The organism is Natrialba chahannaoensis JCM 10990 (assembly GCF_000337135.1).
GTDB classification, from domain to species: Archaea; Halobacteriota; Halobacteria; order Halobacteriales; family Natrialbaceae; genus Natrialba; species Natrialba chahannaoensis.
Genome location: NZ_AOIN01000017.1, coordinates 16,717 through 40,234 on the forward strand (window position 1 = coordinate 16,717; position 23,518 = coordinate 40,234).

At 60.3% G+C, this 23,518-nt stretch carries 29 protein-coding genes and 2 pseudogenes; 6 read left to right on the plus strand and 25 right to left on the minus strand.

The genetic code is table 11. The features are described from left to right. Positions 1–109: 109 nt before the first annotated feature. From C482_RS02275 to C482_RS02310, 8 genes are all read right to left on the minus strand, one after another. Positions 110–1,693, minus strand: a complete 1,584-nt coding sequence (locus tag C482_RS02275; RefSeq protein WP_006165749.1) for a phytoene desaturase family protein — start codon at positions 1,691–1,693, stop codon at positions 110–112. A gap of 195 nt (positions 1,694–1,888) precedes the next feature. Continuing rightward, a complete protein-coding gene (locus C482_RS02280; protein WP_076738713.1) occupies positions 1,889–2,173 on the minus strand; it encodes a translation initiation factor eIF-1A in 285 nt (94 codons plus the stop codon). Between the two features lie 100 nt (positions 2,174–2,273). Next, positions 2,274–2,795: a YkgJ family cysteine cluster protein gene (locus tag C482_RS02285; protein ID WP_006165750.1), complete on the minus strand. Its 522-nt coding sequence runs from the start codon at positions 2,793–2,795 to the stop codon at positions 2,274–2,276. A 135-nt stretch (positions 2,796–2,930) separates the two neighbouring features. Beyond that, positions 2,931–3,812 carry a cupredoxin domain-containing protein gene (locus C482_RS02290; RefSeq protein ID WP_006165751.1) on the minus strand — a complete coding sequence of 294 codons (882 nt, stop codon included), beginning with the start codon at positions 3,810–3,812 and terminating at the stop codon, positions 2,931–2,933. A gap of 13 nt (positions 3,813–3,825) precedes the next feature. Beyond that, positions 3,826–4,893 (minus strand): hypothetical protein, encoded by a 1,068-nt coding sequence (locus C482_RS02295; RefSeq protein ID WP_006165752.1) that lies wholly within the window; start codon positions 4,891–4,893, stop codon positions 3,826–3,828. Between the two features lie 97 nt (positions 4,894–4,990). Then, complete coding sequence (locus C482_RS02300) at positions 4,991–5,362, minus strand: helix-turn-helix domain-containing protein (RefSeq protein WP_083858566.1); 372 nt, start codon at positions 5,360–5,362, stop codon at positions 4,991–4,993. A 161-nt stretch (positions 5,363–5,523) separates the two neighbouring features. Next, positions 5,524–5,799: a hypothetical protein gene (locus tag C482_RS02305; RefSeq protein ID WP_006165754.1), complete on the minus strand. Its 276-nt coding sequence runs from the start codon at positions 5,797–5,799 to the stop codon at positions 5,524–5,526. A 98-nt stretch (positions 5,800–5,897) separates the two neighbouring features. After that, the gene (locus C482_RS02310; RefSeq protein ID WP_006165755.1) at positions 5,898–6,635 is read right to left on the minus strand and encodes a fumarylacetoacetate hydrolase family protein; all 738 of its coding nucleotides are present in this window, start codon (positions 6,633–6,635) and stop codon (positions 5,898–5,900) included. A gap of 105 nt (positions 6,636–6,740) precedes the next feature. On the opposite strand from C482_RS02310, the gene C482_RS02315 reads away from it, so the two are divergent. Next, positions 6,741–7,631, plus strand: coding sequence for a sulfurtransferase (locus C482_RS02315; protein ID WP_006165756.1), 891 nt, complete (start codon positions 6,741–6,743; stop codon positions 7,629–7,631). A gap of 162 nt (positions 7,632–7,793) precedes the next feature. Here the strand turns inward: C482_RS02315 and C482_RS02320 are convergent, their stop codons facing one another. The 15 genes and pseudogenes from C482_RS02320 to C482_RS02390 form a co-directional block, all read right to left on the minus strand. Beyond that, positions 7,794–8,012: a hypothetical protein gene (locus tag C482_RS02320; protein WP_006165757.1), complete on the minus strand. Its 219-nt coding sequence runs from the start codon at positions 8,010–8,012 to the stop codon at positions 7,794–7,796. A 139-nt stretch (positions 8,013–8,151) separates the two neighbouring features. Beyond that, complete coding sequence (locus tag C482_RS02325) at positions 8,152–8,625, minus strand: hypothetical protein (protein WP_006165758.1); 474 nt, start codon at positions 8,623–8,625, stop codon at positions 8,152–8,154. A gap of 26 nt (positions 8,626–8,651) precedes the next feature. Next, positions 8,652–9,518: an adenosylcobinamide amidohydrolase gene (locus C482_RS02330; RefSeq protein ID WP_006165759.1), complete on the minus strand. Its 867-nt coding sequence runs from the start codon at positions 9,516–9,518 to the stop codon at positions 8,652–8,654. Then, positions 9,515–10,600: an aminotransferase class I/II-fold pyridoxal phosphate-dependent enzyme gene (locus C482_RS02335; RefSeq protein ID WP_006165760.1), complete on the minus strand. Its 1,086-nt coding sequence runs from the start codon at positions 10,598–10,600 to the stop codon at positions 9,515–9,517. Before C482_RS02335 ends, C482_RS02330 begins: the two co-directional genes overlap by 4 nt. A gap of 16 nt (positions 10,601–10,616) precedes the next feature. After that, entirely contained in the window at positions 10,617–11,702 is a 1,086-nt protein-coding gene (cobT, locus tag C482_RS02340; RefSeq protein WP_006165761.1) for a nicotinate mononucleotide-dependent phosphoribosyltransferase CobT, read from the minus strand. Continuing rightward, positions 11,699–12,457 carry an NTP transferase domain-containing protein gene (locus tag C482_RS02345; RefSeq protein ID WP_006165762.1) on the minus strand — a complete coding sequence of 253 codons (759 nt, stop codon included), beginning with the start codon at positions 12,455–12,457 and terminating at the stop codon, positions 11,699–11,701. The genes cobT and C482_RS02345 overlap by 4 nt, the downstream gene beginning before the upstream one ends. Continuing rightward, positions 12,457–13,218 (minus strand): adenosylcobinamide-GDP ribazoletransferase, encoded by a 762-nt coding sequence (gene cobS, locus C482_RS02350; protein ID WP_006165763.1) that lies wholly within the window; start codon positions 13,216–13,218, stop codon positions 12,457–12,459. Before cobS ends, C482_RS02345 begins: the two co-directional genes overlap by 1 nt. Further along, positions 13,209–14,137 (minus strand): annotated as a pseudogene (locus C482_RS02355) (CobD/CbiB family cobalamin biosynthesis protein). The gene cobS and the pseudogene C482_RS02355 overlap by 10 nt, the downstream one beginning before the upstream one ends. A gap of 94 nt (positions 14,138–14,231) precedes the next feature. After that, positions 14,232–14,975: an HAD family hydrolase gene (locus C482_RS02360; RefSeq protein WP_006165765.1), complete on the minus strand. Its 744-nt coding sequence runs from the start codon at positions 14,973–14,975 to the stop codon at positions 14,232–14,234. 217 nt (positions 14,976–15,192) lie between these two features. Continuing rightward, a complete protein-coding gene (locus C482_RS02365; RefSeq protein ID WP_006165766.1) occupies positions 15,193–15,804 on the minus strand; it encodes a translation initiation factor IF-2 subunit beta in 612 nt (203 codons plus the stop codon). 81 nt (positions 15,805–15,885) lie between these two features. Continuing rightward, entirely contained in the window at positions 15,886–16,242 is a 357-nt protein-coding gene (locus C482_RS02370; protein WP_006165767.1) for a DUF5789 family protein, read from the minus strand. Between the two features lie 529 nt (positions 16,243–16,771). Then, entirely contained in the window at positions 16,772–17,812 is a 1,041-nt protein-coding gene (locus C482_RS02375) for a tyrosine-type recombinase/integrase (RefSeq protein WP_006165768.1), read from the minus strand. After that, on the minus strand, positions 17,809–18,018 hold the full coding sequence (locus tag C482_RS02380; protein ID WP_006165769.1) for a hypothetical protein: 210 nt from the start codon (positions 18,016–18,018) through the stop codon (positions 17,809–17,811). The genes C482_RS02375 and C482_RS02380 overlap by 4 nt, the downstream gene beginning before the upstream one ends. Beyond that, positions 18,015–18,488 carry a helix-turn-helix transcriptional regulator gene (locus tag C482_RS02385; protein WP_006165770.1) on the minus strand — a complete coding sequence of 158 codons (474 nt, stop codon included), beginning with the start codon at positions 18,486–18,488 and terminating at the stop codon, positions 18,015–18,017. Before C482_RS02385 ends, C482_RS02380 begins: the two co-directional genes overlap by 4 nt. Then, on the minus strand, positions 18,485–18,847 hold the full coding sequence (locus C482_RS02390; protein ID WP_241431867.1) for a hypothetical protein: 363 nt from the start codon (positions 18,845–18,847) through the stop codon (positions 18,485–18,487). The genes C482_RS02385 and C482_RS02390 overlap by 4 nt, the downstream gene beginning before the upstream one ends. A gap of 211 nt (positions 18,848–19,058) precedes the next feature. Here C482_RS02390 and C482_RS02395 point away from each other — a divergent pair, with 211 nt between their 5' ends. Next, on the plus strand, positions 19,059–19,376 hold the full coding sequence (locus tag C482_RS02395) for a helix-turn-helix domain-containing protein (RefSeq protein WP_049896408.1): 318 nt from the start codon (positions 19,059–19,061) through the stop codon (positions 19,374–19,376). 420 nt (positions 19,377–19,796) lie between these two features. Here the strand turns inward: C482_RS02395 and C482_RS02405 are convergent, their stop codons facing one another. Then, a complete protein-coding gene (locus C482_RS02405; RefSeq protein ID WP_006165774.1) occupies positions 19,797–20,999 on the minus strand; it encodes a hypothetical protein in 1,203 nt (400 codons plus the stop codon). 119 nt (positions 21,000–21,118) lie between these two features. Here C482_RS02405 and C482_RS02410 point away from each other — a divergent pair, with 119 nt between their 5' ends. Then, positions 21,119–21,862: a TrmB family transcriptional regulator gene (locus C482_RS02410; RefSeq protein WP_006165775.1), complete on the plus strand. Its 744-nt coding sequence runs from the start codon at positions 21,119–21,121 to the stop codon at positions 21,860–21,862. After that, positions 21,855–22,310, plus strand: coding sequence for a type II toxin-antitoxin system antitoxin SocA domain-containing protein (locus C482_RS02415; protein ID WP_006165776.1), 456 nt, complete (start codon positions 21,855–21,857; stop codon positions 22,308–22,310). The genes C482_RS02410 and C482_RS02415 overlap by 8 nt, the downstream gene beginning before the upstream one ends. 72 nt (positions 22,311–22,382) lie before the next feature. Here C482_RS02415 and C482_RS02420 read toward each other — a convergent pair whose 3' ends face one another. Then, positions 22,383–22,568 carry a hypothetical protein gene (locus C482_RS02420; RefSeq protein ID WP_049896403.1) on the minus strand — a complete coding sequence of 62 codons (186 nt, stop codon included), beginning with the start codon at positions 22,566–22,568 and terminating at the stop codon, positions 22,383–22,385. A 111-nt stretch (positions 22,569–22,679) separates the two neighbouring features. Between C482_RS02420 and C482_RS02425 the strand changes: the two genes are divergently transcribed. Both C482_RS02425 and C482_RS02430 read left to right on the plus strand, forming a co-directional pair. Continuing rightward, a complete protein-coding gene (locus C482_RS02425; protein WP_004213756.1) occupies positions 22,680–23,111 on the plus strand; it encodes a hypothetical protein in 432 nt (143 codons plus the stop codon). 17 nt (positions 23,112–23,128) lie between these two features. Next, positions 23,129–23,518: pseudogene (locus C482_RS02430) on the plus strand (hypothetical protein); the annotation flags it as partial.

Consider the following 23,518-nt stretch of genomic DNA (forward strand, 5'->3'; position numbering starts at 1 on the left):
GTGTCTGCTGTCATCAGATACGTCGGTGGCATGAGAGGCAGGAGAAGGCAGCGGGGTACTCGAGTTCCCCTCCAAACGCACCCCTGTCCTCACGAGTCCAAGTATGCTCTCAGGCACTCCCATGATCCTCCAGCACGGCGTCAGCCGTCAACTCGCCGCTGATCAGACACATCGGGACGCCGATACCCGGCGTGGTGTCGGACCCGGTGAAGTAGAGTCCGTCGACCTGCTTCGAGCGGTGTGGTGGCCGGAACAGGGCCGTCTGTCTGAGCGTGTGGGCGAGCCCGAGTGCGGTCCCGTCGTAGCTGTTGTACCGACTGGCGAAGTCGGAAACGCAGAAGTCCTCCTCGAAGACGATCCGATCCCGCAAGCTGGCTCCCGTATACGTCTCGATGTCGTCGAGGATGAGATCCCGATACTGGTCGCGCAGTTCGGGAGTGTCCTCGAGTCCCGGCGCGATCGGAACGAGGACGAACAGCGCGCTGTGGCCGTCGGGTGCGACGGTGTCGTCGGTTTCGGAGGGGACACAGAGGTAGTACGCCGGGTCTTCTGGCCACTGGGGGTTCTCGAAAATTTGGTCGAAGTGCTCCTCCCAGTCGGTCGGGAGGACGAGCGTGTGGTGGGCAAGCTCGTCGACATCGCCCTCGACACCGAGATAGAGCAAAAACGCGGAGGGCGCGTAGGTTCGGGACTCCCAGTAGTCAGCGTCGTAGCCACGCCGTTCGGGCGTGAGCAGTTCCTGTTCGGTATGCGCGTAATCGGTGTTGCTCACCACCAGATCCGGCCGGAGCGGCCCGTCGGCCGTCTCGACGAGGAATGCCCCTGTCCGACCCTTGATTTTCGTCACCGATCGCCCAGTATCGTACTGGACACCGAGTTCGCGTCCGAGCTCGACGAAGGCGTCGATGACACCCCCGATTCCGCCCTCGGGGTACCAGACACCGAGGTTGAAATCGACGTGACTCATCAGGTTGTACAGTGCCGGCGTATTCGACGGCGACCCGCCGAGGAAGACCAGCGTGTACTGCATGATCTGTTGCAACTGTGGATGGTCGAAGTAGTCCTCGACGTGACCCTGCATCGATCCGAGCAACGAAAGTCCCCGCGCCTGTCGCGCAACGGCGGGGTCGATGTAGTCTCGCAATCGCGACCGATCCTCGTAGACGAAGTGCTCCATACCGACCTCGTAGTTCTCCCGTGACTTCTCGAGATAGCGCTCGAGTGCCTCACCAGCACCCTCCTCGTACATCTCGAACAGCTCCTTCGTTCGCTCCAGATCCGGTGTAATGTCGACCCGGTCACCCGGTATCTGAGACGAGCCAGTCATCGCGGTTGCCGCTGGGGCGTCGCCATCTGTGCGTACTCGAGTCCCGTCTGGTTCGAGATCCCGAGTGGTACTCTCTTTGAAGAAAATTCGGTAGTGGGGATCGAGGTGTGTCAGCTCGTAGTAGTCCGTTGGTGTCCGGTCGAAGGTAGCAAAGAATCGCTCGAAGACATCGGGCATCAGATACCAGGATGGCCCCATGTCGAACCGGAAGCCATCGCGTTCGAGACGGCTCGCACGGCCCCCGAGCTGGTCGTTTTGCTCGACGACGCGAACGTCAGCGCCGGCATCGGCGAGGTAACAGGCGGTAGAAAGGCCGCCGACACCAGCTCCGACGATGACGACGGAGCTCCCGGAGAGTGGTTGCATAGTCGACACTGACTCTCGGTGCAGTGAAAAACCTAGGTCCTGACAGTGTGGGGCGCGGGACGGTAACGCCACTCTTTTCGAGAGGAGTAACCGCCCCGACTCTGGAGCTACGTGATGTGAACGTGGCTGGAGCTACGGGTCCAACGTGGATATTGGTATAGAGATCAGCGCAGCGCTACTGCCACCGAAGTAAAATCAGTCGATGTGGCCTTCGCGGCGGAGCTGGTCGGCGTCCTGGCTGGTGTAGCGCCACTCGATCGTGGCCTTCTCGTCCTGCCAGTCCCAGGGCTCGGCGACAACAATGTCGTCTTGCTCGATCCAGGTTCGGTACTTCATTCGGCCTGGAATACGGCCGAGACGTTCCTCGCCGTCCTCACACCGCAGTTGCACGTGGTTGCCACCGAGGTGTTCGGTTACGACGGCGAATACTTCATCGCTGTTGGGCATACGGAGGTTCCGTCGCCCGGAGTCTTCTGTCACACCTGGCCTACGTTCGGCAGACGTTTAAATCATCGGAAAGTCGTGGTACCACCCACCACGGCCCTGATATGGGGAAATAAGCCATTTCAGCGAATACACATCAATTGTGTTGGAGTTCGCGCTCTGAATCGGGGTTCTCGAGTTCCCACAATAGTTCCGGTAAGAAGGCCTCGAGGTTGTCGATCACGCGTCGTTCGCTGACGTTCAGGCCGTCACAGTGTTCGTGGGCAGACTCGCGGATGTCGACGTGGAGGTCGCCGTCCTCGAGCCAGACGCTGAGCGGGAAGACCGAACACCGCGCCGGTTTCCAGTCCTCTTCCAGATGTAACGAGCAGAGGCCATCCTCGCGGAGAAACGCACAGGCGGCACCGTCGTCTGCAACGTGTTCCTCTCGGTCTTTCTCCTCGCGCGTGACGAACTTCTCGCCGCGGAAGTCGGTCGTCGTCTCGGCGAGGTTCGCCCGCTGGGCGAGCTCGAGAAGGTCCCGATCGTAGAGGAGGACGCCGTGGTGACAGCACCAGGTGCAGTCGTCGACGCACTCGAAGGTGAGATCGGGATCGAACTCGACGATGGCCTCGCGGTCGGGGTAGACCTCGACGCGCTGGGGGGCCTCGGTACTCACGTCAGCGAGGAGGGGGCGCGGGCGGAAGTGCTTTTCTTCCTGGGTCGGTGGTCGTTCGCGTTCGTTCCGCGTTGGGACCAGTTAGTCGGTCGCTCAGTCACCCGTTACCCGCCACTCGGTCACTCGGTCACTCGATCACTCGATCTCGAGTGCGCCGTACATGAACCCCGCATGGGGTGAACAGTAGTACGGCTGGAGGCCAGGCTCGTCGGCCTCCCACTCGAACGTGTCGCCCTCGCTCGAGATCGTTTGATCAAATGTCTCGCCGCCACCGCTTCGTTGCTCGATATCGTCCGTCGAGGTAACGGTGTGGAAGACGCCGTCGGTGTTGATCCACTCTACGGTGGTTCCTTCGTCGACGATAGCGAACGCGGGATCGAAAACGAAGGCGGGCTCGTCTTCCTCGCCTTCACGGGTCTCGATTTCGACACGATCCTCGCCCGTCAGATCGACGAACTCCTCGTCGATGTCGGCCGCGTCATCTGCGTCTTCGTCCGCAACCTCGTCTTCCCGTTCATCGCCTTCCTCGTCGCGGCCGTGGGCCTCTTCGACCGCGTCACGCTCTTCTTCGTCGACGTCACCGACGATCAGACTGCCGTCCATGAACCCGACGTGTGGCTCGCAGTAGTAGTGTTGGACGCCGTTCGATTCCGGCGTCCACTCGAACGTGTCGCCTTCCGACGCGATCTGCGTATTGAACTCGTCGCTCGGGGTTTTCTCCTCGAGCGAGTCAGTCGACGTGATGGTGTGGAAGACGCCGTCAGTGTTGATCCATCGAACGGTGGTCCCGGGCTCGAGTTCGGCGATCACGGGGTCGAAGACGAAGTCCGGTTCGTCCCCGTCGCCCTCTCGGGTCTCGATCTCGACGACATCGGTTTCGCCGCCTTCGTCTTCTGGCTCGACGTCTTCGTCTCCGTCTTCCGTCTCGTCATCGCCGAGACAGCCGGCGAGTACCGCGCTTGAGGCGACTCCGAAACCGACCAGCAGCCGTCTGCGGCTCGCGCGGTTCAGATTCATGGACACTCAGTGATCACTCCGGAGGGGTGGGCATGAACTCTCGGTCGACACCGACGGTGACCTCGCCCCAGGGCATCTCGTGATCACGGGTGGCGTGGTGAACGAGCCAAAAGCCGTGTTGGTCGGGGTCCTGGCCACCGTGTCCGGCTTCCCAGCTGTCGGCCTCCCAGAGATGGAAGTGAGTGAAGTCATCGTCCTGTGAGGCAGGAATGTCGTCTGGCGTGAACTGCCCGCGAACGCCCATTCCAAAGTAGATCAGGTTCTCAGCATCGTCGACGTTCGGTTCGTCCCAGTGCAAGAACAGCAGGACATCCTCACTGACGAACTTCCAGACGTGTGCTGGCGTCCGACCCGCAGCCTCCTGCTGATCCTCGTTTGTCCACTCGTCGTCGAACAACTCGATCAGTTCGTCGCGGTCGTCCGCAGAGAGATCTCCTTCACCGCCGTCTGGTGCCTCCCAGTCGGTGTCGTGTCCCTCGCTTCCGGACTCCGGCGGTGTCGGCATGAAGTCGTAGTCAACACGCGGCGTAATCGGCTCCTCGTGGAAGGGATACTCGATTTCATCCACGGCGATATGGGTGAGCCAGTACCCTTCGTCGCCGACTGCACCACCGTGGCCGGCCTCCCAGCCGTCGGCTGTGTGCTGATGGAAGTGGGAGAATTCGTCGTCTGGTTGACTTTCCTCGGTGAACAGTCCTTTCTGTCCGATCGTGATGTAATCGAGTGCCGTCGCGTTCTCGGGATTCGGATCGTCGAAGTGGAGGCCGATCAACGTTTCGTCGCTGACCCACTTCCAGACGTGACGCGGTGTGTACGACCGGTTCTCGCCTTCGACCTCGTGTTGGCCCTCGCTCATCGGCTGGTCGTCGAATGCAGCGACTAACCCGGCGATGTCGTCCTCGGAGAGTGGCTCACCCTCGGGAGAAGGATCGAGGCTCGTGAGTTCTGGATCAGGATCGACCTCCTCATCAACCGGCTCTTCATCATCGTCGAGACAACCAGCGACCGCGACCGCACCACCTGCGCCAAGCAGTTGAATCACGCGTCGGCGATCGAGCGTACTAGTGTCTTTTGTTGGCATACAGGTAGAGAGACGGAAGGGGAAGAGAAGCCGATATGGCGGTTATGTATTGCACACACACAGGCGCTACACAACTAAGCACACGTCCAACCGAGGCTCATGTTCCGAATTCGTCGATTCGTTCATGAACCGTCTCTGCCCACTCGTCGACTGCACCGTGTAGCAGCGTCTGCGCCTCTGGAACCGGGACCGAAAAGTATTGATAAACCGATCCACCGCCCTCAAGGAGCCGCCGCTCCCGATGCACCAGATTCACGTCACACAACGTCGACAGCGACCGCTGGACGTTGCTTCTGTCACGGTCGAGCGCACCTGCGAGTTCCGAAACCGTACTCCCCTGTAACTCGAGTACTTGGAAGTACACTCGCGTTTCGTGAGCCTGGACGCCGAAGACGCACTCGAGTATACGTTCGAACTGGGGATCGTCGACGAGCATGAGTTCCTCCATACGCTGCTCGTTGGGTGTCATTGCTATACAAATATAGAGAACGCCCGGCATCATAAGTCAGGCCCCAGACGACTGGTCGGTACTGCACTCACATCGTCGAACGATGGGCGGTGAAAAAGAGGCGACACAGCACAGACGACAGCGCGTCGAGTGAGCGAATCCTGCTTCGGGGCTGAGGAAGTTCAGACAGGTGCTGACGGTTCTTCTTCGCTGACGGAGGGGCCAGGACGTGCGAGTCGGTATCGTTCGAGACAGGCCTGCATATCGGCGTCGGTTTCGTAGGTGAGCAGTTTCATCGGCGTATCGCAGTAGTAGGTGCCTGCATGAAGTCTGATGGACATGTTGAGTGAGACACCAAGGACGTCAACTTCGACGATAACACGGTTGCCCGCCTTGAGCTCACGCATAATCTCGGTCGACGTGAGGTCTTTTCGACCGACCCGGATTGTTTCGGTCATTGGTGTACACACGACCGTGACAAACAAAAGCACACGTGGTGCATGTGGTCGTCGTCGCGTCGATATCCGTTAGTCGTCGTCCGACAGACGCGTCGCCGTCAGTTTGACGGAACGATGGTGTTCCGGAGCGTTCCAACACCCTCGTAAGTGATTTCGACCGTATCACCCGGTTCGACGAGACCGGGATTGGCGGGGCTGCCGAAGGCGACGACGTCACCCGGCTGAAACGTAAACCGCTTCGAGAGGTAGGAAACGATTTCGGCAACATCGAACAACATCAGATCCGTCGTCGCCTCCTGGCGGCGTTCGCCGGCCACGTCGGTGTGCATCCCGATTTCTGTGTCCGTCGCGTCGAGTTCGGTTTCGATCCACGGACCGAGCGGGCCGGAGCCGTCGAACGCCTTCCGCGCGGTGCGGCCCTGCTGGTCGAGCGCGTCCACGTCGTTCATAATCGTGTAGCCGCGGACGACCTCGGAAACCTCGTCCTCGGCCACATCGTGACACACCTCGTCGATGACGGCCGCGAGTTCACCTGCGTATGTGAATTCGTCGGTGAATTTGGGATAGGGAATCGGCTCCTCGTGGGCCAGCAACGACGCGGGCGGTTTGATGAAGAAATCCGGCTCCTCGGGGCGCTCGTACTCCATCTGCTCGAGCGTCTCGGCGTAGTTGCGACCGACGCAGTACAGGGCCGTCGGCTCACAGGGTGGGAGCAGGTCGCCATCGACGCCGACCTCGTACGTGCTGTCGTCGGTGTCGTCCGTCGGGTGAACAACGCCGTCCTCGTATCGGCCAGTCACCGGTCCGTCCTCGGCCTCGATCCGTGCGAGTCGCATACAGGGGGTTGTGAACCGATCGAAGTAGGCCTACCGGTTCGATTTCGAACGTATCCGCCAGCCACGTGTTAGGCTTTTGACGGTGCTCGTCGGAGTGGTCTCCGCATGTCCGACCACGACAGCGACGTACTGGTTTCGGCGGACTGGGTCGAAGAACACCTAGACGAGTTTCAGGCAGACGAACCGGACTACCGGCTCGTGGAGGTCAACAGCCCCGAGTCTCCCGACGAAGGCGATTTTCCCTCGCGGTACGACGAAGGCCACATCCCCGGCGCGATCGGGATGCAGTGGGACGAAGACCTCTCCGATCAGGACCAGCGAGACATCCTGAAGAAGGATGATTTCGAGGAAACAGTTGGCGAGCACGGTATCAGCGAGGACTCCACGGTCATCTTCTACGGCAACGGCTGGATTCCGAACTGGTTCGCCCTCTTCGCCTACTGGGAGTTCAAGTACTACGGGCACGACGACGCGCGCGTCCTCGACGGGGGTAAGGACTACTGGGTGAACGAAGACTACCAGTTGACTGACGAGGTGCCCGACTTCGATTCCGTCGAGTACACCGCGAACGGACCGTTCGAGAGTATCCGCGCCTACAAGGACGACGTGGACAAGGCTCGCGAGGCCGGCATTCCGATGGTCGACGTTCGCTCACCGGAGGAGTTCTCCGGCGAGCTCATCGCGCCCGAAGGACTCCAGGAGACCGCCCAGCGTGGGGGACACATCCCCGGAGCCTCGAACGTTCCGGTGAAAACCAACCTGCGCGACGACGGCCGGTTCAAGGGGCCAGATGAACTCGAGGAACTGTACGCAGACGAGGGAATCGACGGCGACGAATCCGTCGTTACCTACTGTCGCGTCGGCGAGCGCTCCGCAATCGCGTGGTTCGCGCTCCACGAGTTACTCGAGTACGACGACGTGCACAACTACGACGGCTCCTGGACGGAGTGGGGGAACCTCGTCCGCGCGCCGATCGAGCGCGGCGAGGCGGAGTGATGGTGTGGGTTGGCGTGATCGTCTGACGTGCCGACGTGGGTGTGAGGTGACCGCGTCGATCTGGTCGCAGGCGTCCCTGGCTGGTAGACAGCCACAGCCAGCGACTGCCACCCGATAGCAGACCGGCGACGGACGCCGGCCGACAGCCGATAACCCGCCGACCTACTCCTCGAGGACGAGGTACGTACGCGCACCCCGGTTCTCGAGTGAGACTTGGTCGGTGTCGACGTCAGTCCGGTCGCGGATGAACTCCTCGACGCCAGCCGCGTGCAGTTCGGTGACTTCGATTCGTTCGCGCTGCGTGGCTGCGCTGTAGCCGGCTTCGTCCTCGGTGAGGTCGCCTCGGGAGCGGTCATCACTTCGGTCGACGATCAGTGTCATACGCATCACTTGGACTGACAGTACGTCAATCCGATCCGTCCGCGGTGAAAGTGAAAGTAGTCGGTACCGAATTGCTCCCGCACGAATTTCGGCGGTCGAAATTCACTGTCAAGTCGCTATACTGGTGGACAACTGCCCGTCAACCAAGCAGCTTGACTTCGACCGTTCGCTGACCGCTTACAGTAGCAATCTGAACTGATTCGAGAATTGCCTCGCGCGCCTGTGATTGCCACTCCGCAACAGTCTCGGCGTGGCGTTTGCGACGATCGGCGGAGACAGCATCACTTTCATCTTCATCCTCACCACACCCACCATCCTCGCCCACTCCCTCACGGCCTGATTCGTCACCAACCGCAGCCTCGTCGAACGCCGGGTAGGCATCGATCACGTCGGACTCGAGTACGTCCGCCGGCCGAACGTGAACTGCCCCGGTCAGTTCGGCGTCGTCGCGCCGGTAGACGTGGATGCGGGCGCGCATCCGACCGTGGAACGGCGGCGTGATTCGGAGGACGGCCTCACCGGGGTTCTCCTGTGTGTAGGCGTAGGCGTCGACGACATCCGCTGGCGAGACGGCAATCGAGCGAATCGCTGCCGGATCGGCATCAGCACCCATTGGCGGTGGCTTCGGTTCGAAGGGAGTTAATCCTGGCCGTCGCGAGCAATCTCTGCGCTCTGACTGGAAACAGAATCGGCGTCCTGAGCGGCAGTCCCCGGCGGTTTGAACACCGTCGCCTCGACGTCGGTCGAAACACCGTAGGCCGCGTCCGCGACGGAAGCAGGAAGCGCGTATTCGTCTCCCTCGTAGTGGACGCGGAGTGACGATCGAACCGCCTCACGGACACAAGCCCGTGTCGCCGCGCCGACGCGAGTCGCGCTGCCGGTGAATTCAACGGGATCACCCGCCGGATCGTGGCCGACAATCACCGCGTCGGTCGTGGTTCCCGGGAAACCGGTTTCGGCGAGCAGCGTCGCGGTCTTGGCCTCGACGGCGACCGCCAGGAGGTTCGCGAGCGCGCCCGACTCGAGTGCGCGCGTGGTTCCGATGATGACGTTGACAGTACCGAGTTCGGTCTCCGTGTTATCCGTCTCGCCAGTCTGAGCGTCTGTGGGTGGCAGCGAGCCACCTTCGGGCTCTATCGGCAGCGTGGCGGGATTCGAGATGCCGGCAGTTGCGTAGGCCGTGACGGGACCACAGTGCGCGCCGCGGGCGTCGGTGATGTCGACGCCGGTGAGGAGCGCCGGACCTGGCTGTCGGGCGTGGGCGTCCGATTGCCCATCACGATCGACACTCGTTGTCTCTTGGAACCTCGCTCGCTCGAGTCGCGACGCGACGTACGCGCCGAGTTCCTGACACCCCCACCCGTCTGGAACCGAGATGTTATACGCAGCCTCGGACTGCCAGCGGCCGCCGTTCCAGCCACTCGAGAGCCACTCGGTACCGGTTCGGGACACCCGCAGTACCCCATCGCGGCGAACGGCCTGATAAGCGGGCTTGGCGGCAGTCATCGGTCACCGTCGTCTTCCGTATCCGACTCGCCAGCGCCGAGCGCCGCGAGTACTCTCTCGTTCGTCTCTCGGTCCTTGATCGCAATTCGGATGTGCGAGTCGAGCGCGCGGAACGTGCGAGCATCGCGGATGGCCACCCCGCGCTCGCGCGCCGTCTCGATCACGTCGTTGACGTTGTGCTCTCCAACGTCACACAGCAGATACGGTGCGTCCGACGGCGTAACGTCGAACCCGAGTTCGGTCCCCACCCGCTCACGAACTCGTGTGCGCTCCTCGGCGACCCGCTCGCGTGTCTCGCGGACGAACTCGTCCTGTCGGAGACAGTGCGCACCAACGCGCGCTGCCGGCGTCCCGAGCGACCACGCGCGACGGGCCGACTCGAGTGCCCGGCGATTCTCGCCAAATCCAATGGCGAAGCCGGCGCGCAGGCCCGGCAGGCCGAACAGTTTGGTGAGCGAGCGGGCGACGATGACGTGCTCGCGGCCGTGCGCGTAGTCAGACTCGAGTGCAGTGGCTGCCGCGGAGGGAAGGTCGGTAAAGCCAAGAAATGCCTCGTCGACGAGCAGCGTCGTTTCCGTCTCCGCACAGCGGTCCGCAAAAGCAACGAGGGCGGCTGGCTCGACCGCGTCACCCGTCGGGTTGTTCGGCGTGCAGATGATCGCGAGCGAGGCGGACTCGAGTGTGGCCGTGCGCAGCGACAGCATGTCATCGTAGCGGACGAACTGCGGCGTTGCACCTTGTAGGCGGACTTCGCGGGCGTACTCGCCGAAACTGGGGTAGGGAACGAGCGCCTCGTGGCCGGGCTCGAGCGCGAGTTCCATCGCCAGCCGGATCGCGGCCAGTCCGCCGGGTGTTGGGATCACCTGCTCGGGATCACAGCCCACGAAGTCGGCTGCCGCGGCCCGGAAGTCGGCGTACTCGTCGTCGGGATAGCGGCGGGACTCCTCGAGTGCACGGTGGTAGATATCGTCGACGCCGTCGGGCGTGTTCGGGTTGGTGTTTGCCGAGGCATCGACGACGGCCGGGTCAGGCTCACCGCCGTGGGGAACGCGGCCGGTGGTGTGAATCGAGTCAGGGTCCATGGTCGGCTTCGGGTGCTTATTCCGGTTCGGCTCTGGAAGGTGTGTCGGTGTCGGAGCCGGGATCGAAACCAGAACGTTCTGCAAGCCCGTCCGACTCGATTCCGAGCCGCCGACAAACCGTCTCGAACTGGTCTCTGACCGCTGCCATCTCGCTCTCGGGAACCAGTGAGAGCGCACCGCCCATGGCGACGCCCTCTTTCGCCTCGCCGGCGCAGTAGCGGTCCATCGCGACGTGCTCGCGCTCGTGGTCGGCGAAGCCCGGATCGGTCACCGTCAGCTCACAGTCGAGCGCAGCGCAGGCCGACTCGAGTTGCTCGCCCTGCTCGGCCGCGACGAACGAGGTCGTTGTAATCTCAAGCGGCGCATCGATGCCCGCATGGCGGAGGATCGCGGCCACAGCGACCATCTGTGTCCCGCCCGCGAGAGTGACGCTCGCAGCGGGGGTGGACTCGAGTACCCCCGCTGCAATGCCGGCGACGGTCGGCTGGACGGGGTCACCGACGGCTCGAATCGCGTCGAACGGCGCGGATTCGCAGTCGCCGGCCGTGAAATTGCTCGCGGCGAGAGCCTCATCGACGACGCGGCGCTTTCGCTCGACAGGGTTCTCCGGAAGCGACGAGGAGACGCTGGTCGGCTCGCCGAGGGCGGTGAGCACGCCAAGTGCGGTCGTCGTCCCACCGGGGACCGTCTCGCCGATAACGATGTCGTCCTCGCCGTCAGGGAGACTCGCCCCGTAACCGTGCGCGCGGTCGAAAATCGCCGCCGCGTCCGGGACGGCCACGGAGTCGCGGATGTCGTCCCCCGGCTCGATACCGAGGTCGACCGTGGGGACGCTCGTCGGCTTGGCAAGTCCAGCGTCGACCACCGTCACGTCGAATCCGCACACCTCGCGGACGGCCCGCGTGACTGCCGCCGGCGTCGGACAGCCGTTCGGACTGACCGGCGTCACCGGCGAGCGCGCGGGCGCGCCGAACTCGAGTATCTCCACATCAGCGGAGGGAGTGTGCGCCATCAGTTCAGGAGCCGCGCCGGCGGCGCTGATGCCGTCGATGAGCGCGGTTTCAGTGGTTCCGGCGGGAAGGATGATGCGTGGCTGCGTCATCGCTCGTCACCCGGACAGTCGTCCGTTTCTCGCATTACTCGTGTTTCCGGGTCCCGGATGTGCGTGGCAGCGATGCGAGCGTCTTCGCGTCGGTTCACGTTGATTGCGAGTCGTGGGTCGTCGGTTACGTAGGTCATGGATGCTGGAGTGTCGTGATCGGTCGTGTCGTTGCCCGTCGGAGTGTGGTCGGTTGTGTTGTGGGCAGTCGTATCGTTGTCAGCCGTAGTGTGGCCGGTCGTGTCGTCAGCGGTCGTCTCGCTGACGACGTTGATGCCGGTCGGGACAAGAGCGGTGTCGTCGGGAGCAGTGGCAGCGTTATCACCTGTCCGTTCAAGCCGCGAATCGACGCTGACGCCGAGTTCCCGTTTTCGAGATTCGGGAACGCAGACGGTCATCGATCCGGTTGCACCGCGCTCGTCGTACGCCGCGAGCACCCGATCGACGGCGGCTGCGGAGAGCAACGGGAGGTCCGCTGCGACTGTGAGTAGTGGCTGGGAAATCTCCGGTCGATCGAGTGCAGCCAGTAGGTCGGCGACGTACCCCTCGCCCGCGGTCTCGACGAAACGGATCTCTCGCTCGGATTCGGCAAGGTGTGCGTGCGTTTCCGGCGCATTGGGCGAGACTGCAGCGTAGATCGTCTCGATCTGGCTGGACTCGAGTGCACCCACGACGCGGTCGACCATCGGAACACCCGCAATGGGGTGCAACGGTTTTTCGTGGTCGCTCTCGAGTCGAGTGCCCTTCCCACCGCACATCACAAGAGCGTCCACGCGATCACCCCCGCGTGCAGCCCCGCGACGCGGCCGAGTTCGTTCGCCGCGCCGAAGATATCGCCGTTGATGCCGCCGAGGTGGCGGGTCGCCCAGTACCAGGGGAGGCAGACGCCGGCGACGCCGCCACAGACGGCGAGCGCGACCGGGCGCGGCCAGGCGAGCGCCGCGGCCGAGAGAACGAGCGCTGCGGGGACGAGCCAGCCGCCGGGCGTCGACGCCTGGGTGAACTGTTGGCCCATGCCCTCGTACGGCGCGCGGCCGAAGCAGGCCATCGTCGCCATGCCGAGCTTCGAGCCGACTTCGGTGCCGATGGCAACCGTAACAGCCGTCAACGCTGGAAGCGCAGCGAGACCGAGCCCGCCGAGTGCAAGTCCCGAAATCGTGATCGCGACGGCGAGGATCGCACCGACGCCGGTCGTCGTGTCCTTCAGGACCTCACGCCGGCGGTCGACATCACCGTGGACCACGAGCGCGTCGCCAAGGTCGGCGACGCCGTCGAGGTGGTGAATCCCGGTCACCGCGTAAACGGTGAGCAGGTAGCCGAAGGCGACGACCGGTGACATGAGCACGTCGGCTGCAAGCAGCGGCACTGCGGCGAGTGTGCCCGCAACGAGCCCGACGAGTGGGAACGCGGCCGGCGTGGATCGGAACGCATCCCAGTCACCATCACGATGGTCAACGGGCAGTCGCGTCAGGAAGCCGAGCGCGCCGCGGGTCGCGCGAAGCCAGCGTCTTACGACCACTGTCCCACCTCCGGGAGAGCCGGCTGTGGGTGTAGTAGGGGGCTTTCAACGATCAGCGGTCCATCCACGATCCCGAACTGGGCTGCGAGAACAGCTACCCCTGTTGCGAGCGCCAACGCGAGTATGGTCGAGACGACGGCAGCGACACGGATCACGCTCGTCGCGCGCTCCCCGTCCTCGAGTGCCGGCAATTCTGCGTCGGGGTTGAGATCGTACACGTCCCGTTTGCGGAGGCGAACCGAAAGCGCGCACGCGAGCGTCGCCATCGGCCACCCCGAGTTCGGCGACGGCGGCGTCCGAGCCCACGCAGCCGCGCGTCGAAGTGCGAGTGGTGCACCAGCCCCGAGTGCGATCGCTACCGCCGAGAGACGGGCGGGAACCCACATCACGAAATCGTCGAGCCGCGCGCTCGCGGTTCCGTGTGGCTTCGACGGATAACCGAGCATCGAATCGAGCGTGTTGATGCCCTTGACCCACGCAGCGACAGCGGCGGCCGCGGGCAGCGAAAACGGGGCGAGCAGGGCGAACGCCAAGAGTGTCGCGACGAGGCCATCCGCGAGATTCTCCGCCGCGCTCTCGAGTGCCGCGCTGCGGAGTTCGGCCGGCGAGAGCGAGTCCGTGTCACGTCCGACGAGGCCGCGAACACGGTCGCGAGCCGTCTCGAGTTCTCCCGCGGAGCCGGCCGTCGCGCGGACGACCTCGTCGGTCAACTCGAGTAACGACCGCAAACTGATCGTCAGCCAGAGGACGAGGGCGGCGGCTCCGATGCCGGCGAGCGGCGAGACAGCGGTCGTAACGAGAACGAACCCGGCGGCCGCGGCGGCGGGGACAAGCGGGACGATGAGCGCGATTGGAATGCCGACGAGACNAGATGTGTATAAGAGACAGGATGGAACGCGTTTCGCGGCTCGCCAGCGATGTGATCGAGGCCGAGCGCGACGGCGAGGAGGATGGCCGTAGTCACCACGGACCAGCCCTCGCGCGTTCGATGTGCTGTCCAGAAACAGTGGTCGTCATCGCAGTCGGTCACCTCCGGACCCGAGTTCGTCGGCTTCGGCGAGGGAACCGAGTGCGTCGAGTGTGTTTGGGAGTTCAGTGAGGGACTCGAGTACGTGCGTGTCTCCTGGGTCGTCACTCCTCCCTTCGGCTGGGGTGTTACCGTCTGTCATACATTCGTCGGCGAGCAAGAGTGCGGTTCCCCCAACGGACGCGAGACCACCGTCAGTTCGCGGGTCGTCGCCGACGTGGACGAGGTCTGTGGTCGAGACGCCGAGCTGGGCTGCGGTCTGCTCGAAGATTTCGGGTGCGGGTTTTCGCCAGCCGCAGCCGACGCTCGTGACGATGCTATCAAAGTCATCGCGCGAGAGGGCAGATCGGACGAGTGTCCGTCCGACGAGTTCGGGAACGCTGCAGTTCGAACAAAGTGCGACTGCGTGGCCGCGATCGCGAGCGGCGTCGATCGCCGCCCGTGCGCCCGGTCTGGTTTCGACGGCGGGATCGAACGCGGCGACGACTGCTCGCCTGGCTGCGTTCCCCCGAACTGTAACACCGCGACTCGCAAGCGCGCGAGAGACGTGTGCAGGGAGAGGGACTTCTGCGCCGTCGGGAGCGTCGACGTGAACCTCTGTGTACGCATCCGCCCAATCGTCGGGAACCGAAACGTCGCGCTCGGCGAGTTCGGTCGCGACGGCTGCGGCGGGGTCAGCCGGGTAGTCGGCGGTAACGAGCGTATCGAAGAGGTCGAACGAAACTCCCACGTTCGTGTGATTACTCCAAGTTAACTTTACCTTCGCGGTTCCCGCGAATCGTCCGACGAAGAGGCGTCAGTGTATTAGGAGCGAGTGCGAGTTCCCCAATCGAGAGCCAGCCTACCAGCTACGAACGCAATGGAGGAGCAGAGAAAACAGGTCAGCAGACGATCAGCAGGAGATGAGCGACGAGAAATCGCTCTATAGCTTCTGGTGAGCCAGCGGTTCAGTCGAGTCGCGCGAACGCGAGGTTGCCCGAGATGTTCTTGATGTAGATATCGACGACGTCACCCTCCTGCGCTCCAGGGACGAAAATTGTATACTCGCCTTTCTCGGCGACACCGTCACCCTTGCGGCCGGTGCCGGTAATTTCGACGGTGTAGGTCTTGCCCTCCTCGACGGCGTCCTGCTGTTGCTGCTGTGCGGCGCTTGTCGAGCGCTTGGTAACCGGTCTGAACGCACCACAGGCGTCACAGCGCAGCATTGGCGTCCGGTCCTCGCGGACAAGGCGGGTATCGGGCAGGCCACACTCCGTACAAAGGACGTACTCGTCGACGTAGGCGTCGACAGCCGCGTTGAAGTCCTGCTCGGAGAAGGTCCCGTTGTACCGACCGCGGCCGTCCTCGAACTTACCGCTGGTCCCCATCTCTCGCTGGACGAAGCGGTGGAGGTGCTCGTCCTCGCGCGAGAGGACGTCAGCGATCTCGCCCAGATTCGTAAACCGGGTAAACGCGCCGTCCTTCTGCGCCTGCGCGTCGGGGATCTGTAACCGTTCTTCGTCGCCCCCAATGTCGGGAACGTCCGCCATCGCTCGGTCGAGACTCGACTCGTAATCCATGTGCGATGAAAGACGACGCTGACGTAAATCCGTTCTGCTATCACGATCCGGCGACGGAACCGGGACAGGACCCTGGTACTCTTAGAGCGATTCGCTTCCCGCGTCGCCGATCGACCCCTGAGATTCGTCGTTGAGACTGTCCAGATCCCGCTCCGAATTCGCCTCTGCTTGATCACCCGATTCACCCGTGATTTCCCCGTAAATCGCCTCTCGTGCTGCCGCTCCGTTCTCGAATTCCTCGGTCGCGAGACGATCGAACACACTGCCAAGCGACCCCGTCTCGTTCGGCATGTCGATTGGATCGCTCCCGTACTCGGTCGCAATCTCCTCACCAGTGACCGGATACTCGAGTTGCCCGAGATGTCGCTCAACATCCTTAAGGACTGATTCCGCGGTGTCGGCACGTCGGGATTTGCGCTGTTCGGCGCGGTCCTGCACGCGGTCGACATTCGGGTTCCCGGCCAGAGTCCGTGTTACTACCGTTCTCGCTGCCTTCGTTGCTCCTACCAGGGCCGTTTTCACTCATACGCCGCGCTATCGCCACGTGGACCAAAAGCCGTTGGCCAGCGCGTGCGTGCACGAACACGACTAACGATCAACCGCAGACGAGGAGCCACAATTGAGGCGACTCGAGTTGACCATGAATGACAGAAAACCCTCCGTCACAGCGTTGACCTTCGACTTCGAAGTTGTGCAAACGTTATTTGCCACGTTCACAGATCCTTACTCCAGGCATCACGATGAAATTCATGCCCGCGGTAGTGTCAGTTACCACCGTCACCACCTACCACTACCGCAGGGCATACTGTGATCTTGCGTCGTTTCTGTCGCTCCTAATCCATTATCCGTGACGTAGAGTAGCGGAGCAACTGATAGTCCACTATGAAGCGGCTGCAAAACGAGTCCGCCCTCCCCGTATTGGTGTGCTGTCCTGTCGATACCTGCCGCTGGGAATGTTGTCTACTGATCATAGTTCGAAGAACCTCCGTCGCTGTTCTGCCTTCTGACGCTCGCTACGCCGGTCGTAGTGCTTATCCAGAATCTCTTCGCTCGCGTTCATCCGCTCGGAGACGAGCGACCGGTCCTCGTCGGACAATCGGTGTGCTGTCACCCGGCCGCTTCGTACGTCGTGCGGAGATCTCGCTGATGGGCACTTGCTCATCTTCGAGTAGAGAGTCCAGTCACAGGACTCCGGATCACGGTCGTGTGGGCAACTCTCGTTTCGCCAGCACGGCCGGGTTACGCGGTACAGCGTATCTCGGCACGCAGACACCGTCACACGGCCGTGCTTCGTCGTGAGAAGTGGACGCCGTCCGTGATCGTCAGTGACCGCTTCCCGCGGGCCGTCGATGTAGTCCTGAAGCGTCTGGGCAACGTGAGCGCTGATCGCGTTCCAACGCTCGCCCTTCTCCTTGTTCTTCAGCGGCGTATCGGTCTCGGGGCGGTGCACGAAATGAACCGCCGGCCCATCCGCACGCGGACGTTCACCTTCCAGGTCGAGATCGCCGAGGTCGAGCCCGCGCAGCTCGCCGACTCGGCACCCGGTGTGCCAGAGCATGAGGACGGTGACGTGCCGACGGCTCCCGTACTCGTATCGCTCTAACCAGTCGACGATCTCCACGGCTCTGTCTGGCACGAGCGTCGACTCGCTGACGTCGACACCGTCAGTGCGCGGAAGCGGCACCTGATCGTAGAGATCCTCCCGGACACCGTCGACCTCGGCACAGAATCGAAGGAAGGCACGCATCGTGGCCATCTCGCCGCGGAGTGTGACCAACTCGAGTTCTTTTCCGGAGTAACCGCCTTCGCGACGCCAGACGCGATAGGCGTACATGTCGCGCCCCGAGAGGTTGTTCAGGTTCACGATGCCCTCTTCGTCACACCACGCGACGAACGCCCGGAGACGGTAATCCTGCGCTTCTAGCGTGTTCTCTGCAGCATCGTCGCGTGCTTCCAGGTACAGCCTGACCGCCTCTTGCGGAGTGATCGGCTCGAGGCCGTTGCTCATCGCTCACCTCGCTGCTGGGGCTGGTCGGCACCGATCTCTCGCGAATCGCTCGTCTTGTTACCCCCGTTAATTTCGCGAGAAAACGGTTCGACCTCCGTTCCACAGACGGTACACCACGCGCTTCCCGTGCGGCGAACAGCGAGGACGTACGAGTCGACGGTCGGACAGAGACCGGTCGTGTACGCACCGCCGCGTAGCAGACTCACTCGGGCTCACCTCCGTCCGTCGCAGCGATCTGTAGTCCACAGGCGTCCGCACGGCGGTAGATGCTCTCCTCGAGCATCGCCTCTGCTTCGGTGGTCAGCGTGTAGCTGTTCGTCCGCCCGTCGAGTTCGTCGCGCTCGAGTAGCCCATCCTCAATGAGACCGTCGAGGTTCTGGTACAACCGTCCGTGGAGGACCTCGCTGTGGTGCTTCTCGAGTCGCTCCTTGATCGCGAGCCCGTAGGATTCCTCGCCGATCGACTCGAGATGAGCGATAGCTTCGAGAATATCACGCTGGAATCCGGTCAGCGCAGCCCACGTAGTGCCACCGTCGGCGACCAGTTCAGGCTCCGATTCGTACGCCTGTTCCAGCTGATTCGCACAGCGCCGGCAAACGTAGCCGTCCGGCGTGACTACCGCTTTCAGACCAGTGCAACGCGGCGTGTCACAGGAGTAGAGCCCACGGTCGCTCATCGGCTCACCCCCTGTGCCTCCCGCGTTACTGCATGGTCGTCGATCGCCGTGCTGATCGCAGACGCCGAGCGGAGTCCGCCACCGTGGATTGCATCGATCGTACTGATGACCTCGGCGAAAACAGCGTTCTGGTATCGCAGCTCGTCGGCGATCGTCTCGAGGGCATCGGCCTGTCGCTCTTCGGCCGACTGGCCACCATCGGATCGAAGGTAAGCACAGTCTTCACACGCGGGTTCGTTAGTTCGCGCGTCGTAGCCATCTGGCTGCTCGCCGCAGATACAGCGAGCGTCAGACCTATTTGTTGGTGATACCTCTTCCCGTGCGTGGGGTGTACGCCCCACGGAAGTTCCGTAATCCATGATCTGATTCACGGAGCTACCTTCTGGGCGGCGTTGGCGCGCCGCCCAGTCTCACATACCAACAAGAGTCATCTTCAGCCGAGTTGGTAGCTTCGCACTTCTAACTCTATACTCATATTGCATAAATGCAATGGTTGACCAAATCAGGTCACAAATGCGACTGGGAAGAAATTCATGAAAAGTAGGTATCCCCATGTCTAAGTGGGGAATAATGAGGCAATCGGGAACCTGGATGACCATCTGGGATGATCGGATTCTAGAGATTATACGAGAAGAAGGCGCAAAACCAGTAGGAGAACTAGCGAAGGCAGATGGGCTCCGGATCTCTCACTCCTCTGTTTCTCGTCGATGTCAAAAGCTCGCCGATCACGGACTACTGACCCCCTTAGGAAACGGCGTTTACACAATCACAGACGAGGGAGAAGCATATCTTGATGAAGAATACGACGCGGAGAACGAGGTTTACCTCAACGGGAATGGGAATGGTTCGATGAACGGCCCCACTGCCAGCGAGACCTCCGAATCGTGACGAACAGAAAACCTGCTCGATGGATGTGCACGCTCGATGAACGAATCCTTGAGCATCTCGCAGATGACTCCTGGTCGAGCCCGCTGCATATCTCACGTGTCATCAAATTCGATGCTTCCCGTGGGCGAGTTAGCGAGCGCTGCCAGCTGCTCTCTCAGGTTGGGCTTGTCGCCCCGATCTTCGAGGGAAGCAATATGTACGAGATCACTCGCGAAGGCCAGGAGTATCTTGACGGGAAACTTGATGTCGAAACCCGGCCAACGCCTTCGACTCAAGCCCTTCAGAGTTAATTGCTATCAGTAGCCTGTGTACTACTGGAAGGTTCAACTGTTATATTCATCAGTAGAATACGAACGTTAGTGACAATAGATAACGACAATCCTCGGAGCCGGTAAACACCTGTCTGCTTACGCCTTGACCTTACCACCCGATCTGGTTTGCGAGCGAATCGAAGACGGCTTTCCGAGTTGTCGGATTTATCGCCTTTTTCTGAATACGATAACTGTTTTTCTCACTATTCATACCGATCGTTACATCTAGAACGTCATGATATCCAGAGTCATCTTGAAGATCCTTTAACAGGTCGTTCAGAGACAACTCGTTTTCATCTTCCTCGTCGATTTCTGGATACTCACGTGGTACAATTCGCTCCCAGGTTCCGTTTTCACCCATCAGGACTCGGAAATTAGATTTTCCTAGGTCTCTAGTTCCTTTGGCACTACCGTGAGCAGGGTCAGCCTCTACGTTGGAGCTCTCGTTGACGGTAAAACGGAGTTTTGCATCACCCAGGAACTCGTCGAGAGTAGCAATGAATGCTAGATCTCGTCGAGCATCTTCGATTTCACCACTGTTGATGTGGATGAAGTCAAAGCTGGCAGATTCGTTGAAATCAATCATGAATCGCTTGACTAGACCCTCATGGGTGTTACTACTATTATCACCTACTGCTTCGATCGTCTGATTGTCGAGATCTACCCGAAGAACTGCTCGGTAAGGACCCTGGATGGTCTTGTAGTCACCTGTGCGAACATCGAACCCACCCGATTTCGACCCCTTTTTCCAGAACTCTACGTAAATAACGTCAGAGGTTTCAGCCTGCACTACCCGCGGCTTGTAGGAATCTTCAACGTTTCCGATTAGTGGAGCAGGTAAATCATTTAGCGCTGCTGCGTATTCTTCTAGATCATCTTGAGCCTCAGTTTGAGACTCCAGTTCAGTTTGAACCTCGTCCTTTGTGTCTGCCTCACAGAGCGATTCGAGGAGACCGTCGAACTCAGTGATCTTGTATACGTGTGCGGTGTGGTCAGCGTACTTGAAATATGATTCGTAGTAGGACGCTTCTCGCAAGGTGAGGCTATCACTTAGGACCTCAATGCCAGTTTCAGGGCCGGCACCCTCGATACAATTAGGCTTGACGTGATTCCGTGAGAGATAGAACCGTTTTGCGCCTTCGATAATATCTTCGCGAAGGTCAGGTGCCTTCGATGGATTCGTATCCAAGTAAGCCAGTACTTCATTTCGTGACCAGTTGGGGTCAACTTCTTCGTCGCCGCTAATCTGAAGACCCCGCCGGATAGCGCGGGTCTCTAGTGCATTAATCAGGTTCTCGTTTTCGCTGGACATTGCAATCTGTTATTCGCGCGATATGTGATTTAAACTTTGTATCGACAACCGTATTCGGTTGTGATTGGAAACAACCATATAGGATCCAACAAGTGAACAACCAAGGTGGTTGTATTCATATGGATGAAATTAGCACATATTTACATGATGTGATGGAGTGGACAGAATACGAAGCAATTGCCTACCAAACGCTAGTCAAAGAGGGAGCACTTGAGGCATCACAGTTGGTAACACGAAGCTCAATAAGCAAAGGAAAGGAGTATGAGGTGCTTAACAAATTGGTATCGAGAGATGTTGTTGTTACGCAAGGAACTCATCCAGAGCGATACAAAGCGGTTGAGCCCCGCCAGCTCATAGAAGAGAAACAGGATGAAATAAGCGACAAAATTGACCAACTCAAACATCGACTCGGAACTGCCTATGAGATGCAACAGGAGTCAGCGGTCGCACGCAGGGGAAACTCTGTTTGGATGAGTCGTGGTCGAGCAGGTTTAGCGAGAAAAGCACGAGAATACATTGAGAAATCGGAAGAATCAGTACATATGAAACTATGGGACCCGCGCTGGTTGGAATCCAAAGATCTGCGCGACCTCAATAATTTACAAGCAAGAGATGTGGATGTGAAGATAGTTTGTTTCGATGGACGAACAGAAGTGGATAATATTGCCTCAGCAGGCATACCTACGTGGGAAAGCAGTTCAGTAGATACCACCTATTGTGTCTTTGACGGGGAAACAGTAGCTATGGAAGTTCAAGATGGTAATATGGGTATAGGCTATCAGGACCCTCCCTTGGCAAGAGTTTTTGCAAAGGACTTCCAACAGTCTCTTGACAGCGCTCAAAAGGTGACCACCGATGGATAGAAAAACGCTACCTGCAGCCTTACTGTATGCGAATGAGCAGGAGCATATCGTCGGTAGAACACGCCTGCAAAAACTAGTCTTCTTAATTGAGATGGCGTTTCAGGAAGAAGATGGGTCTCTACCTCTTTCCCCAGACAGTTACAATTTTGAGCCGTATGACTATGGGCCATTTTCAAAAGAGCTCTATGATGATATTGATTCTCTCAAGAAACAAGATTTGATTCGGGAGATTAGCGAGGAGTATAAGGAAGGAGAGGTGCGATACGTGTACGAGATCGAAGACCAAGGTAAGCAATTGGTCGAGAATAACCTTGATAAGGAGGAAATGAGAGCGGTTCTCCGACTTTCAAGTAATTTCAAGGGTACGTTCAACGATGACTCACTACCCGATTTAATCAAGGAAGTATATTCTCGATATCCCAAATTTGCCGAGAACAGCATTTATTAACAGCCAACCGCGAGTATTCTCGTGCTATATTCGAGCGACTAAAACATGTATTGCCATCTACCGATATTTCCCTTACACTTCGATCTCATCAACTAACTCGACAACCCATTCGCCGTCACCGATATAGCGGATGTGAACATGATGATCGCCTTGGAGTTGACCATCCTCATTAAGAAGACCCTCAACACGGACATCGTCTTTTGGAAGTGTTATCCCAATCGAGTCCCGGTCCAATTGCCGGAGTTTGTTTAACGCCATATCTGGCGGGCAACCCCCCTTCTCATAAAAGTTGGTGACTATCGGTATTCCCAGTGGGAAACATACGGTTTCCCTGAGGTTTTCGAGGAAACGGGTTTGACCCGCGGAGGTATGGCACTTAGCCTACCCCAGAAGTACGTTCCCAACTCAATTCGACGGGAAGACGGTATCGACCTCACAGACAGCATTCTCGCACCGATCTTCGTCCTGGCGTCGTTCTCGATCGGCGCGGTCGGGACGCTGGAGTTCAGCGAGCCGCTGAACTTCGCGCTGACGGACGCGCTGTATGCGGCCCACGGCACGGAGATCACGTACGCGTTCATCATCTCCGTTGGTGTGCTTGTGATCGGCTGGCTGACCAACGAGACCACGCCAGAGGACTACACCGACGTTGAGACCGTCGTGATGCTCCTGGCGGTGATTCTAAACGTGCTCGGGGCACTCGTGCCGGCTGTCTCGCACACGCTCGAGACGATGTGGTACGTCGGCTGGTTCACGGTGTTCCTCAACGGTGCCGCGTTCTACCTGATCGCCTACAAGTAACCGAGGTTCAGAGACCAATGACTACTGATATTTCCACGGACGAAACCCGGAGTACAGACAGCCCACAGCCCACGGATCATGAAGTCGAATCCGGTTGCACGCTGAGTCGACGCCGAGTGCTCCAAGCGGCAGGGGCAGCAGGCACAGCGGCAACGCTCGGTGTCGGAGGTGGCGGGGTCGGAACCGTCGCCGCCGGTAACTTCAGTTTCGAAGGAACCTGCGATTCAGCGTTTGCCTATGCGTTCCCGATCTCGTGTGCGCACGCGGACCCGGACTCGGACACAAACGACGACGTGACGCCCGACGAGACGATCATGCATCAGTCGGCAACGTCTGAGAAGGCGAGCTACGACGCCGCGTACATCACTGCCTCGAACCACCTGACCGACACCGTCTCGATTGCTGCT

What these genes read in the sequence shown, in the direction of transcription:
- C482_RS02420 (WP_049896403.1), bottom strand. Translation starts at nt 22,568, where the DNA reads ATGGCGTTAAACAAACTCCGGCAATTGGACCGGGACTCGATTGGGATA.
- C482_RS02310 (WP_006165755.1), bottom strand. Translation starts at nt 6,635, where the DNA reads ATGCGACTCGCACGGATCGAGGCCGAGGACGGACCGGTGACTGGCCGA.
- C482_RS02330 (WP_006165759.1), bottom strand. Translation starts at nt 9,518, where the DNA reads ATGACTGCCGCCAAGCCCGCTTATCAGGCCGTTCGCCGCGATGGGGTA.
- C482_RS02390 (WP_241431867.1), bottom strand. Translation starts at nt 18,847, where the DNA reads ATGGATTACGGAACTTCCGTGGGGCGTACACCCCACGCACGGGAAGAG.
- C482_RS02345 (WP_006165762.1), bottom strand. Translation starts at nt 12,457, where the DNA reads ATGTGCGGTGGGAAGGGCACTCGACTCGAGAGCGACCACGAAAAACCG.
- C482_RS02395 (WP_049896408.1), top strand. Translation starts at nt 19,059, where the DNA reads ATGAGGCAATCGGGAACCTGGATGACCATCTGGGATGATCGGATTCTA.
- cobT (WP_006165761.1), bottom strand. Translation starts at nt 11,702, where the DNA reads ATGACGCAGCCACGCATCATCCTTCCCGCCGGAACCACTGAAACCGCG.
- C482_RS02320 (WP_006165757.1), bottom strand. Translation starts at nt 8,012, where the DNA reads ATGACACTGATCGTCGACCGAAGTGATGACCGCTCCCGAGGCGACCTC.
- C482_RS02315 (WP_006165756.1), top strand. Translation starts at nt 6,741, where the DNA reads ATGTCCGACCACGACAGCGACGTACTGGTTTCGGCGGACTGGGTCGAA.
- C482_RS02375 (WP_006165768.1), bottom strand. Translation starts at nt 17,812, where the DNA reads ATGAGCAACGGCCTCGAGCCGATCACTCCGCAAGAGGCGGTCAGGCTG.
- C482_RS02305 (WP_006165754.1), bottom strand. Translation starts at nt 5,799, where the DNA reads ATGACCGAAACAATCCGGGTCGGTCGAAAAGACCTCACGTCGACCGAG.
- C482_RS02415 (WP_006165776.1), top strand. Translation starts at nt 21,855, where the DNA reads ATGGATAGAAAAACGCTACCTGCAGCCTTACTGTATGCGAATGAGCAG.
- C482_RS02335 (WP_006165760.1), bottom strand. Translation starts at nt 10,600, where the DNA reads ATGGACCCTGACTCGATTCACACCACCGGCCGCGTTCCCCACGGCGGT.
- C482_RS02365 (WP_006165766.1), bottom strand. Translation starts at nt 15,804, where the DNA reads ATGGATTACGAGTCGAGTCTCGACCGAGCGATGGCGGACGTTCCCGAC.
- C482_RS02300 (WP_083858566.1), bottom strand. Translation starts at nt 5,362, where the DNA reads ATGACACCCAACGAGCAGCGTATGGAGGAACTCATGCTCGTCGACGAT.
- C482_RS02385 (WP_006165770.1), bottom strand. Translation starts at nt 18,488, where the DNA reads ATGAGCGACCGTGGGCTCTACTCCTGTGACACGCCGCGTTGCACTGGT.
- C482_RS02405 (WP_006165774.1), bottom strand. Translation starts at nt 20,999, where the DNA reads ATGTCCAGCGAAAACGAGAACCTGATTAATGCACTAGAGACCCGCGCT.
- C482_RS02290 (WP_006165751.1), bottom strand. Translation starts at nt 3,812, where the DNA reads ATGAATCTGAACCGCGCGAGCCGCAGACGGCTGCTGGTCGGTTTCGGA.
- C482_RS02325 (WP_006165758.1), bottom strand. Translation starts at nt 8,625, where the DNA reads ATGGGTGCTGATGCCGATCCGGCAGCGATTCGCTCGATTGCCGTCTCG.
- C482_RS02410 (WP_006165775.1), top strand. Translation starts at nt 21,119, where the DNA reads ATGGATGAAATTAGCACATATTTACATGATGTGATGGAGTGGACAGAA.
- C482_RS02275 (WP_006165749.1), bottom strand. Translation starts at nt 1,693, where the DNA reads ATGCAACCACTCTCCGGGAGCTCCGTCGTCATCGTCGGAGCTGGTGTC.
- C482_RS02295 (WP_006165752.1), bottom strand. Translation starts at nt 4,893, where the DNA reads ATGCCAACAAAAGACACTAGTACGCTCGATCGCCGACGCGTGATTCAA.
- C482_RS02425 (WP_004213756.1), top strand. Translation starts at nt 22,680, where the DNA reads ATGGCACTTAGCCTACCCCAGAAGTACGTTCCCAACTCAATTCGACGG.